Genomic DNA, 17,366 nt, shown 5'->3' on the forward strand with positions numbered 1-17,366 from the left:
CGAGCGATGCCGGAGATCACGCGCCGGGACCCTTTCAAGAACTTCCGCTTCCGGGTGAAGTTCGGCGGCACCACCGAATACATCGCCGGGATCAGCAAGGTCAGCGGCCTCAAGCGGACCACCGAGGTGATCAAGCACCGGGACGGGGGAGACCCCGGAACGAGCCACAAGCTGCCCGGCCGCACCGAGTACGAGGCCATCACCCTGGAACGCGGCTGCACGGTGGACACCGTGTTCGAGGAGTGGGCCAACAGGGTCTGGAGCTTCCGCAACTCGGGCGGCGGCCTGGAGACCTCCCTCAAGGACTTCCGCCGCGACCTCGTCATCGACGTGTTCGACGAAGGCGGTCAGCAGGTGCTCTCGTACTCCGTGCACAACTGCTGGGTCTCGGAGTACCAGGCGCTTCCCGACCTCGACGCCAACGCCAACGCGGTCGCGTTCGAGCACATCAAGCTGGAGCACCACGGCTGGGTGCGCGAGCGCACCAACCCGCCCCAGGATCCGCAGTTCACGGACACCGCGTCGGGGTGAGGCAGGGGTGCACGAGCTCACCGAGGAGCGGCTCCTGGCGATGTGGGAGTCCGGGAGCGAGCAGGGCCCGCGCAGCCGGGCCCTGCTGCTCGCCACGGCCGCCGCGCCGCCCGGCGAGCAGGTCCCGGACCTCTCCCTGGCCGGCGTCCACGCCCTGCTCCTCGGCCTGGGGGAGAGGTCCTTCGGCGGACGCTTCCCCTGCGGCGCGGAGTGCCCCGCGTGTGCCGAGCCCCTCGACATCACGGTCGGGACGGCCGAGTTGCGGCCGTCCGTGCCACCGGCGGACTCCCCTCGTACGGGGCGGCTCCGGGCAGCCGGACACGACGTGACGTACCGGGCGCTGACCCTGCGCGACCTGCTGGCCGTCGACTCCGCCGCCCCGGAGGCCCGGCGCGCCCTGGTGAGCCGCTGCGTCGTCCGGGTGGTGCCCGATGTCCGGCCCTTGCCCGACGCCGTGGTGGAGGCCGTCGCCGGAAGGCTCGCCGATCTCGATCCGGGGGCCGACACGGCACTGGACCTGACCTGTCCTTGCTGCCGTCACTCGTGGCCGGCCGCGTTCGACATCGCGGAACACCTGTGGGCGGCGGTCGAGATGTACGCGCGCCGGCTCCTGCACGACGTGCACACGCTCGCCCGGGCTTACGGCTGGACGGAACCGGACGTGCTGGCCGTCAGCCCGGCCCGGCGCCGCTTCTACCTGGAGGCGGCAGGGTGAACGACTTCATCGGCCGTCTGCTGCTCGGCGGTCTCGGCGGCCCCGGGGCGCCCGGACCCGGCCCCGGTCTCCGGCCGAGGCTGCCGACGCTCTTCGACCCGGAGGCGCCCCGGCTGCCGCAGCATCAGACCGCGCTCGCCCCCGCGTCGTACGACGAGCCGCCGGGGCAGGCCGCGGACGCGGGGGAGGAGCGGCCCGCTTCACCCGCCCCGCGCGTCCTGGCCATCCCCGGCGCGGGCCCCGCGTCCGGGCCGGCGGAACTGCCCGCGGTGACGACGGAGCCCCTTCAGAAGCCCGTCCCCGCGCATCCCCCGCGGAAGCGATCGGAACCTGCAACTCCGGCCGGCCCGGCAGCGCCTGCCCCGGAGCCACCGGCCCATGGAGCCTCGCCGGCCACCGGACCCGAGCCCGCACCCCCGGCCCGTTCCGCGCGGGACTCCGCAACGGACGGCCCCACAGACCCCGCGCCGGCCCCCGCACCACCGGAGGCGCGAGAGACACGCGGGACAGGAGCGAAGGCGCGAGGAACCGCGGGGCCCGGCACCGCCGCAGCCGATCGGGCCCACCACACGGCACCCCCGCCCCCTCCCGCGCCGCAACGCTCCGCGACGGCCCACCCCGTACGCCCGCTCGCGCCGCCCGCCCCGGGCGGATCGCCGTACCGGCCGCGGCACCGGCAGAGCGGGACGACGGACGCTCCGAGGAAGCCGGACAGAAGGAGCCGTGGCACGCTACCGGCTCCGGACGCGGAACAACCCGCCGAGACCGTCGTCCACATCAGCATCGACCGGCTGGAAGTCCGCGCTGCCGACCGGCCGCCCACCGCCCCGGACACCGGCTCCCGGCGCCGGCCCATGCTCAGCCTCGACGAATACCTGAGGGGCCGGGCATGAGCGACTCGGCGGTGGCAGCCGTCACCCACGCCCTGACCGTCGTCCTCCAGAGCGCCATCAGCAAGATCAACGGTGCCACGGTCACCATGAACCCGCCCGACGAGGTGGCCGCCGACCGGCCCGCCGCGGCCCTCAACGTCTTCCTCTACCGCACGGCGGTCGACGGCAGCTGGCGCAACCTCGACCCGCCCGGAACCCGCCCCGGCGAGACCGGCCGCCCCGCCCTGCCCCTGGTGCTCCACTACCTGCTCACGCCTTACACGAACGGGGACGCCCACGACGCGGTCGCCCACCGGATCCTCGGCGCCGCCATGACGGCCCTCCACGACCACTGCGAACTGCGCCCGGCCGGCCCCGACCGGCAGCAGGAGCCGGTGCGCCTCACCCCGGTCAACCTGACCGTCGACGACATCTCCAAGCTCTGGAGCGCCTTCCAGAGCCAGTACCGCATGTCGGTCGCCTACGAGGCCCGCATCGTCCTCCTCGACAGCGCCAGGCCGCCCAGGACCCCCTTGCCCGTGCTGCGCCGCGGCACGGCCGACCGCGGGGCCGAGACCGTCGCCGGCACCGCGGCCCCCGAGCCCGTGCTCTCCACGGTGACGCCGCCCACGGCACCGGCCGGTTCCCCGCTCGTCCTCCGCGGCAGCCGGCTCGACGCCGGGGTCCCGGCCGTACACCTCACCCACCCGCTGTTCGGCAGCGTCGTGCTGCCCACGCAGGCAGTGGACGACAGCGAGGTGCACGCGACCCTCACGGCGCCCGGCATCGCCGCGGGCACGTGGTCGGCGGCGGTGGTGCTGACCACGGACGACGGCACCCGGCTGGTGGCCGGGCCGCTGCCCCTCGCGATCGCGCCCCGCCCCGGCGGGCTGCCGCAATCCGTACAGCGTGACGATCGCGGACGGGTGCGGCTCACCCTCTCCTGCACGCCTCCCGTGCTCGCCGGCCAGCGGGCCCAGCTGCTGGTCGGCGACCTGCCCGTCGAAGCCCATGCCTTCTCCGGCGACAGCGAGGAGTCCCTGCGGTTCGGCTTCGTGCCTCCGCGCACCGGCCGGTTCGTGGTCAGGCTGCGCGTCGACGGAGTCGACAGCCCGGTCGTCGACCCATCGGCCGAACCCCCCGGGTTCCTCACCGACATGGCGGTGGAGGTGACATGACCGGGGCCGGGCCGGAGGAGTGGCAGGACCGTAACGACCAGTACTTGGCCGCCGCCCTGGAGTGGCTGCGGCTCCTGCTGCACCGCCGCATCGCGGAGGCGGAAGGCAAGGCGGCGGCCGGGGCCAAGGCGGGCGGCAAGGCACGCGGCGAGGCCCCGGACGGCGACGACGCACTCTCCGAGGCGTGGCAGACGATGGAACGCGCGGCAGCCGACGGACCGCCACCGGCCCTGGCCGGCCTCGGCCGCCTGCTCGCCCTGTCCCCGTTCGAGCAGCACACGCTCCTCCTGTGCGCGGCCCCGGAACTGGACCCCGGAGTCGCGGACCTGTGCGCCAGGGCCCAGGGCGACGCGGCCCTGCCCTTCCCGACGTTCGCCCTGGCCCTGTCCCTCCTGCCCGGCGCGGCGTGGGACGTCCTCTCGCCGTACCGGGGCCTGCGCTACTGGAAGCTCGTGGAAGTCGACCGCTCGGCCGGGCAGGCCCTCGTGACCAGCCCGCTGTGCGCCGACGAGCGCATCGTGAACCACCTCCGGGGCCTGGACTACCTCGACGACCGGCTCGAACCCCTCGTCACCCTCGTCTCCCCCGAGGCCGCCCCGGCGGACCCCGCGGATCCGCCCGCCTCGCGGCAGGCATCGGTCGACGAGGCCGTGGCCCACTGGCGGCAGCCGGCGGGGACGGGCGGCCGGCCCCCGGTCATCCAGCTCCTCGGCCCCGACAGCGAAGGCAAACGGTCGGTCGCCGCCCGCACGGCCGAGGCCACCGGGCACCTGCTGTACAGGCTGCCCGCCGCCCAGCTGCCCGAGGCGGCGGCGGACCTCGACACCGTCGCCCGGCTCTGGCAGCGCGAGGCGCTCCTGCTGCCCCTGGCCCTCCTCCTCGACATGGACGACGAGGCCGGGGAGAGCGCAACGGGCGTGACCGGGCGCGTCCGGCGCTTCCTCGACCGCAGCGGCGGACCGTGCATGGTCGCCACCCGGGAGAGCCGCCCGGAGCTGGCCGCCGTCACGGCCGGCGTCGACATCGCACCGCCCCCGCCCGGCGAACGCGCCGCGGCCTGGCGCACCGTGCTCCCGCCGGAGGAGGCGGACCGCCTGGCGGGCCAGTTCGCCCTGGACCTGCCCGCGATCCACGAGATCACGACCGCCCACGGCCCCGACGCGGAAGCGGCCTGGCACGCCTGCCGGGCCCGGACCCGGCCGCGCCTGGGCTCCCTGGCGCAGCGGCTCGAACCCCGGGTCGGCTGGGAGGACATCGTGCTGCCCGCCCAGGAGACCGGCCTCCTGCGGCAGGTCGCCGATCAGGTCGCGCAGCGCAACACCGTCTACCAGCGGTGGGGGTTCGGGGAGCGGATCAGGCGCGGGCTCGGGATCAGCGTGCTCTTCACCGGCCCCAGCGGCACGGGGAAGACCATGGCCGCCGAGGTCCTGGCCCGCCACCTGCGCCTGGACCTGTACCGCGTCGACCTGTCGGCGGCCGTCAGCAAGTACATCGGCGAGACCGAGAAGAACCTGCGCCGGCTCTTCGACGCCGCCGAGCCGGGCGGCGCCATCCTGCTGTTCGACGAGGCCGACGCGCTCTTCGGCAAGCGCAGCGACGTCAAGGACTCCCACGACCGGTACGCCAACATCGAGGTGAGCTACCTGCTCCAGCGCATGGAGGCGTACCGGGGGCTGGCCATCCTGGCGACCAACCAGCGGCGAGCGCTCGACACCGCGTTCCTGCGCAGGCTGCGCTTCATCGTCCCGTTCGGCTTTCCCGGCCCCGACGAGCGCCGCGCCATGTGGGAGCGCGCCTTTCCGCCGCACGCCCCCGTGGACGGCCTGGACACCGACCGCCTGGCGGCGCTGCCGCTGAGCGGAGGCATGATCCGCAACATCGCGCTCAACGCCGCCTTCACCGCCGCCTCGGCCGGCGCGGCGATCGGCATGCCCATGGTCCTGGCCGCCGCCCGGGCCGAACTGCGCAAGCTGGAGATGCCGCTGTCCGAGGCGGACTTCGCCTGGGACGGACAGCAGGGAATGCCGGAGATGAGTGCATGAGGATCGAACTGCGCATCGGGCGGCTGGTGCTCGACGGCGTCCACCGGCACGACGCCCCCGCCCTGCGCTCCGCCCTGGAGGACGAGCTCGGCGCGCTGCTGTCCCGGGCGCCCGGCACCCCGTACCGCAGTCACCGGGTACGGCGGGCCGGCGCGTCACCGGTGCCGGCGGACGCCGATCCGGCCGTCTTCGGGCGGCGCGTCGCCCGAGCGGTCCACAGCAGCCTCGCCGCGGCCGCCGAGCCCCGTGCGGCCGCCGGGCCTCGTGCGGCGGGTGGGCGGAACACCGCCGCGGACGCGGCACCCGTGCACGGGCCGGCCTCCGCTGCCGCGGGCTCTCCCGATCGTACGAAGGGAGCGGCCCGGTGACGACCACCCCCTCGACCCTCCGCGGCGGATTCGTCTTCCTCGACCCCGAACAGGGCCGGGTCCTGCGCGTGGCGCCGTTTCAGTACAACCCGGACACCCTCACGCGCACGCTCCAGCCCCGGGGCACCGGGGAGGACTCCGGCGACCGGCTGGAGGCCCTGCGGCTCAAGGGCCCGCCGCGCGAGACGTTCCGGTTCGACGCCGAGTTCGACGCGCTCGACCAGACCGGCACCGGCCGTCCCGGAGCGGCCGCGCAGGACGGGCTCTCCGTCACGCTGGCCGCGCTGGAGACCGCCGTCTACCCGGCCAGCGCGCAGCTGCTCCACGAGCGCGGACTCGCCGAACTCGGCATGATCGAGATCGCCCCGGTGGAGGCGCCGCTGACCGTCCTGGTCCTGGGAGCGCGCCGGGTCGTGCCGGTGCGGATCACGGAGTTCACCATCACCGAAGAGGCCTACGACGGCGACCTGAACCCCATCCGGGCCAAGGTCGGCCTGTCCGTGCGCACGCTCACCACCGACGACGTACCGTCCGGTCACAAGGCCGGGGCGCTCTACCTCCGTTACCACCAGGAGAAGGAGCGCTTCGCGAGCCTGAGCGGCAACGGGCCCGGCGCCGTGGGCCTCACCGGCGTCTGAGCGCCCGGAACCCCCGAGGAAGGCAGCGATGTTCGATCCCACGAGCCGGTACCACACGCTCCCCACGGCGACGTGGACCGCACCGGACGGACGGGCCGTCACCTACGTACGGCGGCGCTTCCTGCCCCCGCCCGACGCACTGGTGACCGTCCGCGAACACGTCGTGCAGCCCGGCGACCGGCTCGACCGGATCGCCGCCCGCCACCTGGGGGACCCGGCACAGGCCTGGCGGATCGCCGACGCCCACCGGGTCATGCGGCCGGACGACCTCACGGCGGAGCCCGGCCGCCGCCTGCGCGTCACGCTGCCGCCGGGCACCACCTCCGCGGATCCGGCGGACCGGCCGGCATGACCGGCAGCCTGCAACTGATGCTGCTCGTGGGGAAGACGGTGCCCGTACCGGCCCCCGCGATCCTCACCGACGCCCTGCAATCGGTCCAGGTCACCTCCAGCAGCGGTGCGGCCAGCGGCTTCCAGCTCACCCTCGCCGTCAGCAAGAACTCGCCCATCACCCAGTTGCTGCTGCCGACGGGCCTCCTGGACCCCAAGACGCGGGTGATCGTCGTCGCGGTGGTCTCCGGCATGCCGCACGTCCTCATGGACGGCGTGATCACCCGTCACGAACTGGACCCCGGAACAGCGCCCGGCACCGCCACCCTCACCCTCACCGGCGAGGACCTGTCCCTCCTCATGAAGCTGGAGCACCGGCGCGAGTCGTACGAGGGCCTGCCCCGCCCCATTCAGGTGGCCATGGTGTGCGCCCGGTACGCCGAGTACGGCATCATTCCCGTGCCCGTTCCCCCGGTGATCGAGGAACTGCCCCTGACCGGTGCGACGGACGTCCAGACGCAGACGGACCTGGAATACCTCAACGGCCTCGCGCAGCGGTCCGGATACGTGTTCTTCATCGAACCGGGGCCCGTGCCCGGCACCAGCGTCGCCTACTGGGGCCCCGAGGTACGCACCGGCGTGCCCCAGCCGGCACTCACCGTCAACTCCGACGCCGCCACCAACGTGGAGTCCCTGAGGTTCGCCTACGACGGTCTGTCCGCCACGGAATACACCGTCGACGTCCCCGTGCCCGTCCTCAAGACCACGATCAAGGTGCCCGTGCCCGACGTCTCCCTGCTCCGCCCGCCCCTCGCCGTACGCCCCGCCCCGGCCTTCACCCAAAAGCCCCTGCCCGATCTGACCGGCCGCTCGCTGGCGGACGTGCTGCTGCTGGGGCTGTCCCGCACCGCCGAGTCCAGGGACGCCGTCACCGCCCAGGGCAGCCTCGACGTCCTGCGCTACGGCCACGTGCTGAAGGCCCGGCAACTGGTCGGGGTACGGGGCGCCGGCACGGCCCACGACGGCCTGTACTACGTGCGCAGCGTGACGCACGACATCAAACGCGGCGCGTACCGGCAGAGCTTCGGGCTCGTCCGCGAGGGCTTCGTCTCCAGCACACCGGTGGTGATTCCATGACCGTTCCCGCCACATCCGGCTTCCACAGCCTCTACCAGGGCGTCGTCGAGTCCAACGAGGACCCCCTCCGGCAGGGCCGGCTGCGCGTCCGGGTGCCCCAGGTGCTCGGCGACGCGACCGTGTGGGCCGCGCCCCTGACACCGCTGGCCGGCACGGGCAGCGGCATGTACGTCGTGCCGCTGGTGCGCTCCGGGGTGTGGGTGCATTTCCTGGAGGGCGACCCCGGCCGGGCGGTGTGGGTCGGGTTCTGGCGCGACGGGCCGCAGGACGTGCCCCTGGCGGCGGCCGCCACGCCCGCCGGCACCGCCCAGGTCGTCCTGTCGACACCCCAGCAGAACGCCCTGGTCCTCAGCGACGGGCCGACGGGCGGGATCCGGCTCCAGTTCGGCCCGGCGGGCCCCTCCATCAGCATCGACGCTACGGGCATCGAGCTCTCGTGCGGACCCGGCCAGGCCTCCATCACGCTCCGGGGCCCGCTGGTGAGCGTCAACGGCGACGCCCTGACGGTCATGGTGTGAGGAGCGGCGCATGCCCGGACTGATCCTGCACTTCGGCGCGAGCGTGATGTGCGCCCACCCGCCCGGCCTGGTGACCCTGCCCGCGCCGGTCCAGCAGAAGGTGCTCGTCGGCATGCAGCCGGTCGCCACCGCACTGGACACCTGGCTCGTGTCCGGCTGCGCCCTGACCAGCAGCGGCGGCCCCTTCTGCGCCACCGTGCAATGGCAGATGTTCTCCACCAAGGTGCTGGCCGGCGGCCAGCCCGTCGTCCTCCAGCCGTCGCCGCCGCCCGGCACCGGCGTCGGCACCGGAGTGTCCGCGCCCGGGCCGCCGATGGTCCAGATGATGCAGATCAAGGTGAGGGGTGTCTGAGCACCGGTGAACATCGACTTCCCCTACCGCATCGACGAACGCGGCCGCACCGCCGGGACCGACCACGCCTCTCACGTCCGCAACATGGTCGAGCAGGTGCTCTTCACCGCTCCCGGAGAACGCGTGAACCGCCCGGACTTCGGATGCGGCCTGCTCGACCTGGTCTTCGACCCGAACGGGCCCGAGCTGACGGCGACGGTCGAAATGACCGCCCAAGCGGCCCTCCAGCGCTGGCTCGGCGACCTGCTCACCGTCGAGTCGCTGACCGTCACGGCCGAAGAAGCCACCCTGCGCGTCTCCCTGAGCTACCGGCTCACCGCCACCGGCGAACTCCGCACGGTCCGTGTCGACGGAGGGACGGCCGCATGAACACCACGCCGGACTGCGCCGCCGCGGCACCTCCCTGCCCGCCGCCGGCCGGCCCCGCCGGGCCGGCCATCGACTACCTGGCCAAGGACTACGAGAGCTTCCGCCGCCTGCTGCTCGACCGGTTCGCGCTGACCATGCCCGACTGGTCCGAACAGCACGCACCCGACCTCGGCGTCACCCTGGTCGAACTCCTCGCCTACGCCGGCGACCGGCTCAGCTACCAGCAGGACGCCGTCGCCACCGAGGCCTACCTGGACACCGCGCGCCTGCGCACCTCCGTACGCCGCCACGCCCGGCTCGTCGGCTACCCCATGCACGAGGGATGCGCGGCCCGGACCTTCGTCTGCGTCGAGACGGAGGACGACCTCGCCCTGTCCCCCAAGGACCTGGTCTTCGCCGCCGTCCCGCCCGAGCGGCTCCCCGGGCAGGGCGCCGCGATCCCACCGGAGGACCTGCGCGCACGCGCCCAGGTCTGCTTCCGGCCCCTCCAGAGCCGGCGCATCCACCTGCGCCCGGGCCACAACCGCATCGAGCTGCGGACCCGGGGCGGCGAGGAGTGCCGGCTGCCCGCGGGCACCACGGAAGCCACCTTGCGCGACCAGTGGACCGGCAAGGACGGCACCGAGCGCCTCCTGCACCTCGTCCCCGGCGACGTCATCGTCCTCGAAGAAGAACGCGGCCCGGGCACCGGCGCACTCGCCGACGCCGACCCCGCACACCGGCAGGCGGTCCGCCTCACCCGCGTCACCCCCGGCGTCGACCCGCTCGGCGACACCCCCGTCGTCGAGATCGCCTGGGCCGCCGAAGACGCCCTCACCTTCCCCCTGTGTGTCAGCGCCCGCAGCGGACCCGACTGCGAGAACCGTCAGGTGGCCGTGGCACGCGGCAACACCGTCCTCGTCGAACACGGCCTCCTCAACACGTGGGGGACCGGCGCCCAGGGAGAGCGCTTCACCGTACCGGCCGGCCCCGGCGCCCTCCCGCGCGACTGCACCCCGCCCGCCTTCGGCTGCCCGGACCCGGATCCGGCCCCGCCGCCCGCCCCGCCCTTCGTCCACACCCTGAAGGGCAAGGACATCACCCGCTCCGCGCCCTTCCCCGCCCCGGCCGCAATCGCCGCGGCCCAGGCCCAGGCCCTGGCCGCCTTCCCGGAACGGGCACGCCGCCGCATCCGCGGCCTCCGCGACACCCCCGGACCCCTTCCGGACGACGACCGTGCCTTCCTGGACACCCTGTTCGGCCCCACCGCAACCGAAGGCCTGTACGCGGACCAGGACCCGGGCCGCGCCCTGGACGGCCTCCTCTCCCGCTTCGACCACCTCCTCGCCGCCCGGCTGCGCCGCCTGGACACGCTCATCCGGCAGGCCCGCTCCGGCCGCGTCCTCGGCTCCGAAGACATCGGCTGGGAGATCCGGCAGACCTGGGGCGAAGACGCCTGGAAGACCATCGACCCCGCACACCCCGCCCTGCACGGCCCCGCCTGCCACGCACTGCGCACCGACCCGCGCCGGGCCCTGCCCGTCCTGGCGGTCCGGGCGGACGACACACAGCCGCACCGGGCGGGCGCCACGGACCCCCCGGGCACCGAGTGGACGCCCCGGCGTGACCTGCTGTCCAGCGGCCCCCGCGACCGCCACATGGTCCCCGAGACCGACGACGAGGGCACGACGAGCCTGCGGTTCGGCGACGGCCGCTCGGGAGCCGCGCCCCTCCCGGGCACGGCGCTGACAGCGCGCTACGGCGTCGGCAACGGACACGCGGGCAACATCGGAGCCGAAGCGATCAACCGCGTCGCCTTCCGCTCCACCACTACCGCGCCGCGCATCACCCGGATCCGCAACCCGCTCCCCGCCACCGGAGGCACCGGCCCCGAACCCGTCGACACCGTACGCCGCTTGGCTCCCCGCGAGCCCTTCCAGCAGCTGCGGCGGGCCGTCACCGCGGAGGACTACGCGGCCCTCGCCGCCCGCCGGCCCGGCGTCCAGCGCACCGCAGCGACCCTTCGCTGGACGGGAAGCTGGTACGAAGCCGACATCGCCGTCGACGCCCTCGGCGCCGCCCAGGCGCCGCCCCACCTGCTCGACGACGTACGCCAGACCATGCACCGCTACCGCCGCATCGGGTACGACGTGGTCACCGGCCCCGCCGTCACCGCCCCCCTCGACCTGCGCCTCGCCGTCCAGGTCGAGCCCGCCTTCATCACGGCCCACGTGCGGCAGGACCTGCTGCGCACCCTGCGGCCGGGACGTCTGCCCGACGGCCGCCCCGGCTTCTTCGACCCCGACGCCCTGACCTTCGGCACACCCGTCCGCATCAGCCGCATCATCGCCACCGCACTTGCCGTGCCCGGCGTCCGCTGCGCCCAAGTGACCCTGCTCCGCCGCCACGGCGACACCGGAGCGGAACTGCCCCCCTCCGGCGTCCTCGCCGTCCGGCCCCTGGAGATCCCCCGGCTGGACGACGACCCCGCCCATCCCGAGCACGGACGCCTGACCCTCGTCATGGAAGGAGGACGATGAGCGGCCCCACCTGCTCCTGCGGCTGCCGCACCACCACCCCCGTGCGGATCTGGAACCGGCCCGGGCTGCCCGCCGTCGCCTACCGCACCGGCACCCACGGCCAGTTCCTCGACACCATGCTGGCCCGGCTGTCCGACGCACAGCACCAGCCGCTCGCCGGCCTCACCCACCGCCGGCCCGACGACCCCTCCATCGCCCTGCTCGACGGCTGGGCCGTCATCGCCGACATCCTCACCTTCTACCAGGAACGCATCGCCAACGAGGGATACCTGGCCACCGCCACCGAAGCCGACTCCCTGACCCGGCTCGGGCGGCTCGTCGGCCACCGCCCCCGCCCCGCCCTGGCCGCCGGCACCTTCCTCGCCTACACCCTCGACCCCGGCACCCGGGCCACCATCCCCGCCGGATCCCAGGTCAAGAGCACCCCCGCCCCCGGCGCACTGCCCCAGACCTTCGAGACGTCGGAGGCGGTCGAGGCCCGCGCCGCATGGAACCGGCTTCCGGTGCGCCGCACCGTCCCGCCCGACCTCACGCCGCAGGCCGCGGCGACGGCGCCGAGCGTGGAACTCTCCGGAATCCACCCGGGCCTCCGCCCCGGCGACCGCCTCCTCCTCGGCTTCGCCGCCACCGGAGAAGGCCAGGTCCGCACGGTGCACAGCATCAAGCCCGACCCGGCCGGCAACCGCACCACCGTGGCGTTCACTTCACCGGACCTCGTCAGTGAGTACGCGGCGGCCTTCGACGACCTCAAGAGCGCGATCGAAGACGCGGACGGCAAACGACCGCGCGGCCCCGTACCACGGCTCCACAGCGACGACTCCCCTCAGCCCGCCCCCTCGGACGGGCCCGGCACACCCGGCGGACCCGGAGAGGCGGACCATCCCGAAACCCCTGATACCTCTGACACCCCCGACACGCCTGACACCCCAGGCCTTCCGCAGCCCCCCGATTCCGAGGCCCCGACGGTCATCCACCCCATCCCCCCGCCCCCGGCCGACCATGCGCCCCCGGCCGACACCCCGGAACCACCGGACCCCGTCGAGCCTCCCGGCCCCCCGGAGCCCCCCGGCCCCGCCGGATTCGCGGCGCCCGGCGCGCCCCCGCCCGACGACTCCGGCACCGCCGCCGACCCGGACACCGAGCACTTCGACGCCCTGCGGCAAGCGGTGCTCGGCAGGAACCTCGCCGTCGTTCCCACTCCGGTGCCCGACCTCTTCCTCGGCCAACTCGCCGAACCCATCAACAGGATCCGCGAGCAAATGGTCATCGCCCGCGCCGGCCGGCGAAGAGAGATCACCGACTGGCTCGAACCGGTCGCCGAGGCGGCCGACCGCGTCCGTGCCGTGGCGGCCCGCGCGACCGGCTCACCCGACCTGCTCTCCCTGCGGCAACTCATCGACGGCCCCCTGGGACTGTCGATGGGCAGCTCCCAGAGCGCGGCCCGCAACGGCGCCCTCCTCAGCCTCACCCCCGCGCTCGCCGCGCTCAACCGCCCGCCCTCCCGCCCGCCGGCGGACCCCCGCGACATCACCACCCCGGTCGCCACCCTCTTCGGCGCGGCGTCCGACACCCTGCCACGGCTCCTGGCGGCCACCCGGCCCCAGCTCGCCGGACAGCTCTACCAGGCCATGAGCACCGCCTCCGTCGGCGGACCCGATGCCCTCACCGGCATCCAGTGGTTCCGCGTCAAAGCCACTCCGTGCGGCGCGGCCCTCGCCCCCCGCGCCGGGGACCCGCCCAAGGAGCCCTTGAGCCACGCCGACGACGGCGATCCCCGTCAGCTCACCCTGGACGCGGTGTACGACGCGATCCTCCCCGGCAGCTGGATCGCCGTGCAGAAAGGCCTCGAAGCGCCGTTCCTGAGGCAGGTCACCGATGTGGCCCAACCGGTCGTCGTGGACCAGGACGTGGCCTTCAAACTGACGCGGCTGACCCTCTCCGACGACCTGCCGCAGGAGTACCGCACCGCGGACGCCCGCCGGCTGATCACCGTGTGGGCCGCGGGAGAACCCCTGCCCCCCGCCGGAACCCCCCTCCTCGACGACATCGCCGGGCGCGAGCTCGTCCTGGAGAACACCTGCGAAGGCCTGCGCCCCGGACGATGGCTGATCGTCTCCGGAGAACGCACCGACGTCCCCGGCACCACCGGGGTCCAGGGCACCGAACTGGTCATGCTCGCCGGAGTCCGCCAGGACGCCGGCACCCCCGGAGACCGGCTGGTGACCACACTCGTCCTCACCACCGAACTCGCCTACACCTACCGCAGGGAGACCGCCGCCATCCACGGCAACGTCGTCCCGGCCACGGCCGGCGAAACCTGCCGCGAAGTCCTGGGCAGCGGCGACGCGGCACAGGCCGGGCAGGCCTTCGTCCTGCGCAGGCCCCCGCTCACCTTCCTCCCCGCACCCACGCCCGGCGGAGCCACCGACACCCTGACCGTCCGCATCGCCGGCGTCACCTGGCCCTCGTGCGCCGACCTCAGCGACCTCGGGCCCACCGACCCCGGCTACCACCTGCGCACGGGCCCCGACGGAACCACCTGCGTACGCTTCGGCAACGGCACCCACGGCATGCGGCTCCCGACCGGGCAGGAGAACGTCACCGCCGAGTACCGCATGGGCGGCGGCAGCGCCGGCAACGTCCCCGCCGACCGGATCAACCAGGTGGTCAGCAGGCCGCTCGGCGTCAGCGCCGTGACCAACCCCCTGTCCGCGACCGGCGGCACCGACGCCGACGACGCAGGCGCCATCCGGACCCGCGTCCCCCTGCGCCTGCGCGCCCTCGACCGGCTGGTGTCACTGCGCGACTACGAGGACTTCGCCCTCGCCTTCGCCGGCATCGGAAAAGCGTCCGCACGCCACCTCACCGACGGCACGGGCCGGATCGTCCACGTCACCGTCGCCGCCGTCCACGACGCCCCCCTCGACCCCGGATCGCCCCTGACCGCCGCACTCCGCACAGCACTCCAGCAGTACGGGGAACCGGCCCTGCCCCTCCGCGTCGACCTGCGCGAACGCGTACTCCTCGCCCTGTCGGCGGGAGTGCGCGTCCTGCCCGACCACACGTGGGAGACTGTGGAACCCGCCGTCCGCCGCGCTCTTCAGGACGCGCTCGGCTTCACGGCGGCCGAGCTCGGCCGCCCCGTCCACGTCAGCGCGGCCATCGCCGCCGCCCAGGCCGTGCCGGGAGTCGACCACGTGAGCGTCGACGTCTTCGGAGGCATCCCGGACGACATCGACACCGTCACCCTGAGCCTCCTCGCACACCGGCTCACCACCGTGGCCGGATGGGTCCCCGCCGAGCCGGCCAGGTACGCGACCAGCCGCCACACCGTCGCCCTGACCGACACCCTCACCACCGTCGCCCTGCGCCACGGCCTCACCCTCGACCAGCTCGTCGCCCTCAACCCCGGAGTACGGCCCGGCATGGGGACCACGGACCTGGGCGGCGAACTCGTCGTCCGCCGGGGCGTACGCGCGGCCCAACTGGTCGTCCTGGATCCCGCCGTACCCGAAACGCTCGTCCTGCGGAGGATTCCGTGACCCCCGACCAGCTCTACGAGCTCCTGCCCGCCGTCCACCGGCGGCGCGACGCCGAGAACGGCGGCCAACTGCGCTCCCTGCTCTCCGTCATCGCCGAACAGGCCGGCGTCGTCGAAGCCGGCATCGAGCAGATGTACGCCGACTGGTTCATCGAGACCTGCGCGGACTGGGTCGTCCCCTACCTCGGCGAACTCGTCGGCTACCGCCCGCCGCCCGGCGCGGCCGCCGTGCCGTCCACCGGAACGGACGAGGCACGGCGCCTCCTCGCCTCGGCCGTCCCCCGCCGGGAAGTGGCCGCCACCGTCACCAACCGGCGCCGCAAGGGCACCCTCGCCCTCCTGGAGGACCTCGCCCGCGACGTCGCCGACTGGCCCGCGCGCGCCGTCGAGTACCGCCGCCTCCTCGCCGTCACCCAGCCCGTCCGCCGCTACCCGGCCGACGAACGGGCCACCGGCCGGCGGCTGCGCCACGGCGGGCTCGCGGACCTGCGCCGGACCGAAGCGCTCGACCACCTCGGCGGACCCTTCGACGACCTGGCGAGAACCGCGGAGGTGCCGCGCACCGGAGCGGCCCGGCGCTCCGGCCGCCACAACATCCCCGGAGTCGCCCTCCACGTGTGGCGGCTGACCGCCTACCCGGTCACCCGGGCCCCCGCCCACTGCCTGGACCGGGCCCGCAACCGCTACACCTTCAGCCTGCTGGGCAACGACACCCCGCTCTTCACCCACCCCGTCCCCGAACCCTCGCCCTGCCACATCGCCGACGAGACGAACGTCCCGGCGCCCCTCGGCAGGCGGGCGCTGGCCGCACGCCTCCACGACCACTACGGCCCGGGCAAGAGCCTGTGCCTGTGGGTGGGCGACCCCGACGGCGAACCGGTGCCCCTGAACCGCATCGCCGCCGCCGACCTGTCCGGGTGGACCCACCGGTCCACCCCCGGGCGGATCGCCGTCGACCCGGTCCTGGGCCGTATCGCCTTCGCACCCCGCGACGCCCCCGAGAGCGGCGTCTGGGTGACCTACCACTACGGATTCCCCGCCGACCTCGGCGGCGGTGAATACCCCCGCCCGAGCCCCCCGGCGGACCCCGCCGCCCGTGCCCCCTACCGCGTCGGCCCCGGACACGAGCACGAGCGCATCACCGATGCCCTCGAACGGCGCCGGGCCGACCTGGAGCAATGGCGCGACGACACCAAGCGGTGGCAGGAGCGCCGGCGCCGTGCGGAGCAGCGCCGGGCACGCGCCACGGACAGCAAGGCCCCGCCCGCCCTGCCGGATCCCCCGGTCCCGCCCTCCGACGTCATCGAGATCAGCGGCAACGAGGTCCACCAGGACGTCCTCGAAATCCGGCTCGACCGGGGCGAGCGCCTCGTCCTGCGGGCCACGGACGGCTCCCGTCCCGTCCTGCGGCTCCTCGACTGGACCGGCAACCGGCCCGACGCCCTGCGCATCGTGGGAACCGAGGAGGGCGACGGCCCCCCGCCCCGGCTCACCCTCGACGGCCTGCTCGTCACCGGCCGCAGCGTCCAGGTCCGCGGCGAGGTGGGACAGCTGACCCTCCTCCACTGCACCTTCGTGCCCGGCTGGGACCTGGACGAGCACTGCCGCCCGCAGGAACCGGAGGAACCCGGACTCGAACTCATCGACACACCCGCCTGCGTCCAGGCCGAACACAGCATCCTCGGCACCGTCCTGGTCACCCGCTCCGACGAGACCGCCGGACCGAACCGGCTGTGGTTCTCGGACAGCGTGATCGACGCCACCGGCCGGGACCTGGCCGCCCTCGCCGCCCCCGAGGGCGGACACGCCCACGCCGTCCTCAACGCCCGCCGCACCACCGTCATCGGAACCGTCCGCGTCCATGCAGCCGGCCTCGTGGAGGACTGCCTCCTCGACGGTGACGTCGACGTCGCCCGCCGCGCCGAGGGCTGCGTACGGTTCAGCTGGCTGCCGCCCGCCTCCCGCACACCGCAGCGCTTCCACTGCGAACCCGAGCACTCCGGCGGCCCGGCCGCGCCGCCCCTGCGCTTCACCAGCACGCGCTACGGCACCCCCGGATACGTCCAACTGGCCGACGGCAGCCCGGACTCCGTGCGCCGCGGCGCCCAGGACGGATCGGAACCCGGAGCCCTGCACGACCTCTTCCAGCCCCAGCGCGAGGACAACCTCCGCACACGCCTCGCCGAATACACCCCCGCCGGCTGCGACGCCACCGTCCTGTTCGTCACCTGACCCGCCTCCCCGCCCGGAGTTCAC

At 74.4% G+C, this 17,366-nt stretch carries 14 protein-coding genes; all 14 read left to right on the top strand.

The features are described from left to right. The first annotated feature begins 6 nt into the window (after positions 1-6). Positions 7-531, top strand: a complete 525-nt coding sequence (locus D7231_RS00535; RefSeq protein WP_120752883.1) for a phage tail protein — start codon at positions 7-9, stop codon at positions 529-531. A gap of 7 nt (positions 532-538) precedes the next feature. Continuing rightward, a complete protein-coding gene (locus tag D7231_RS00540; protein WP_120752884.1) occupies positions 539-1,246 on the top strand; it encodes a hypothetical protein in 708 nt (235 codons plus the stop codon). 889 nt (positions 1,247-2,135) lie between these two features. After that, positions 2,136-3,296, top strand: a complete 1,161-nt coding sequence (locus D7231_RS00545) for a Pvc16 family protein (RefSeq protein ID WP_120752885.1) — start codon at positions 2,136-2,138, stop codon at positions 3,294-3,296. Further along, positions 3,293-5,338: an ATP-binding protein gene (locus D7231_RS37265; protein ID WP_120752886.1), complete on the top strand. Its 2,046-nt coding sequence runs from the start codon at positions 3,293-3,295 to the stop codon at positions 5,336-5,338. The genes D7231_RS00545 and D7231_RS37265 overlap by 4 nt, the downstream gene beginning before the upstream one ends. Continuing rightward, a complete protein-coding gene (locus D7231_RS00555; RefSeq protein WP_120752887.1) occupies positions 5,335-5,706 on the top strand; it encodes a hypothetical protein in 372 nt (123 codons plus the stop codon). Before D7231_RS37265 ends, D7231_RS00555 begins: the two co-directional genes overlap by 4 nt. Further along, complete coding sequence (locus D7231_RS00560) at positions 5,703-6,344, top strand: hypothetical protein (protein WP_120752888.1); 642 nt, start codon at positions 5,703-5,705, stop codon at positions 6,342-6,344. The genes D7231_RS00555 and D7231_RS00560 overlap by 4 nt, the downstream gene beginning before the upstream one ends. A 28-nt stretch (positions 6,345-6,372) precedes the next feature. Then, a complete protein-coding gene (locus tag D7231_RS00565; protein ID WP_120752889.1) occupies positions 6,373-6,696 on the top strand; it encodes a LysM peptidoglycan-binding domain-containing protein in 324 nt (107 codons plus the stop codon). Continuing rightward, on the top strand, positions 6,693-7,811 hold the full coding sequence (locus tag D7231_RS00570) for a hypothetical protein (protein ID WP_120752890.1): 1,119 nt from the start codon (positions 6,693-6,695) through the stop codon (positions 7,809-7,811). The genes D7231_RS00565 and D7231_RS00570 overlap by 4 nt, the downstream gene beginning before the upstream one ends. Beyond that, positions 7,808-8,329: a phage baseplate assembly protein V gene (locus D7231_RS00575; protein WP_120752891.1), complete on the top strand. Its 522-nt coding sequence runs from the start codon at positions 7,808-7,810 to the stop codon at positions 8,327-8,329. The genes D7231_RS00570 and D7231_RS00575 overlap by 4 nt, the downstream gene beginning before the upstream one ends. A gap of 10 nt (positions 8,330-8,339) precedes the next feature. Continuing rightward, positions 8,340-8,681, top strand: coding sequence for a hypothetical protein (locus D7231_RS00580; RefSeq protein ID WP_120752892.1), 342 nt, complete (start codon positions 8,340-8,342; stop codon positions 8,679-8,681). Between the two features lie 6 nt (positions 8,682-8,687). Next, positions 8,688-9,050, top strand: coding sequence for a GPW/gp25 family protein (locus tag D7231_RS00585; protein ID WP_120752893.1), 363 nt, complete (start codon positions 8,688-8,690; stop codon positions 9,048-9,050). Then, positions 9,047-11,569, top strand: coding sequence for a putative baseplate assembly protein (locus tag D7231_RS00590; protein WP_120752894.1), 2,523 nt, complete (start codon positions 9,047-9,049; stop codon positions 11,567-11,569). Before D7231_RS00585 ends, D7231_RS00590 begins: the two co-directional genes overlap by 4 nt. Further along, entirely contained in the window at positions 11,566-15,111 is a 3,546-nt protein-coding gene (locus D7231_RS00595) for a putative baseplate assembly protein (RefSeq protein ID WP_120752895.1), read from the top strand. Before D7231_RS00590 ends, D7231_RS00595 begins: the two co-directional genes overlap by 4 nt. Then, entirely contained in the window at positions 15,108-17,342 is a 2,235-nt protein-coding gene (locus D7231_RS00600) for a hypothetical protein (RefSeq protein WP_120752896.1), read from the top strand. Before D7231_RS00595 ends, D7231_RS00600 begins: the two co-directional genes overlap by 4 nt. The last annotated feature ends 24 nt before the right edge of the window (positions 17,343-17,366 follow it).

The sequence above is a fragment of the Streptomyces klenkii genome, assembly GCF_003626645.1.
In the GTDB taxonomy this organism is placed as follows: domain Bacteria; phylum Actinomycetota; class Actinomycetes; order Streptomycetales; family Streptomycetaceae; genus Streptomyces; species Streptomyces klenkii.